Below are 1,149 nucleotides of genomic sequence, written 5' to 3'. Positions count from 1 at the left end.
GGCCGCGGGGCGGACCCCGGTGACACCCGGTGCCCCCGGCACGTCGACGCCTCGCCGGGGAGGCGGTACGACGAAGGCACGGGCCGCGGCCCGTGCCTTCGTCCGTCTCGTCCGGGGTCCGCCCCGCGGCCGGTCAGCTCCGGGAACCGGGCGCGCCGGGGGCCGGGGTGTCCGGCCGCGGCGGTACGACGCCCGTGGCGGGCGGCGTCGACGGCACGGGCGGAACGGCGACGCCACCGGCGCGCCCGCGCCCGGCGTCCCGCTGCCCGGGGACGGACGCCTGCCCGGCGGCCCCGTGCCCGGGGGCGGGCGAGGGGCGGGCCGCGTTCCGCAGTGCGTAGGCCACGGCGCCCAGGATCACGGCCGTGATCAGCGCGGCGGCCCAGCCCGGCAGGACGAGGGCGAGGGCGAGCCCCACGGCCAGGGCGACGGCCGCGCCCGCGTACAGGGCGACGGCACCGGACGCGCCGTACAGGGCGGCCTTGCGGCGCTGCCCCCGCGCCTGTTCACGCAGCTCGTCGCGTACGCTCTCGCGGGCCACCTGTGCCAGCTCGTCGACCAGGTGCTTGTCCAGGTGCTGCATGTGTTCCAAACGCTGCATGCCGCCCGGGTACCCAACGCCCCGCGCGCGTAACGCCGTTGCCCAACTAGGCTCGTCGCCATGGAGATTCTGGGTGCCACACTGCGCGTCTGCGTCGACGACATCGAGACCGCGATCCCCTTCTACGAGCGGCTGGCGGGAGGCAGGGCCCTGCGCTTCGAGCGGGCCGGTGTCCAGGTGGCCGCCGTCGGCTGCTTCCTGCTGATGAGCGGCCCCGAGGCCGAACTGGACGTGCTGCGCAAGGTGGCGGCCACCATCGCGGTGAAGGACGTCGAGGAGGCCGGCCGGGTGCTGGCCGAGATGGGCGCGGACATCGTCGCGGGTCCGCTCCCCACGCCGGTGGGCCGCAACCTCATCGCCCGGCACCCGGACGGTGCCGTCTACGAGTACGCGGACCGTCTCGCCGGCTGACCCGCCCGGCCGGGGCTCCGCCCGTACCCGTCCCGCCCGGTCCGCGCCTCCCCCGCCCCGTCCGGGCGGGGGAGGCGCGGGCCGGGGTGACGCGGGCGGTCCTCCGGGCACGGGGCGCCGTACGCGCCGGCGCGTAC

At 78.0% G+C, this 1,149-nt stretch carries 2 protein-coding genes; one reads left to right on the top strand and one right to left on the bottom strand.

Going from position 1 to position 1,149, the window contains the following annotated elements; translation table 11 throughout:
• Nucleotides 1-133 precede the first annotated feature (133 nt).
• Nucleotides 134-601, bottom strand: coding sequence for a phage holin family protein (locus tag AOK18_RS22560; RefSeq protein ID WP_055695524.1), 468 nt, complete (start codon nucleotides 599-601; stop codon nucleotides 134-136).
• Between the two features lie 60 nt (nucleotides 602-661).
• Between AOK18_RS22560 and AOK18_RS22555 the strand changes: the two genes are divergently transcribed.
• Nucleotides 662-1,012, top strand: coding sequence for a VOC family protein (locus AOK18_RS22555; RefSeq protein WP_055695523.1), 351 nt, complete (start codon nucleotides 662-664; stop codon nucleotides 1,010-1,012).
• Nucleotides 1,013-1,149 lie beyond the last annotated feature (137 nt).

It is taken from the genome of Streptomyces prasinopilosus (assembly GCF_001419695.1).
GTDB lineage: Bacteria > Actinomycetota > Actinomycetes > Streptomycetales > Streptomycetaceae > Streptomyces > Streptomyces prasinopilosus.
Note: the sequence above shows the minus strand (reverse complement) of the source record. Positions and strands in the feature narration are given on the sequence as shown.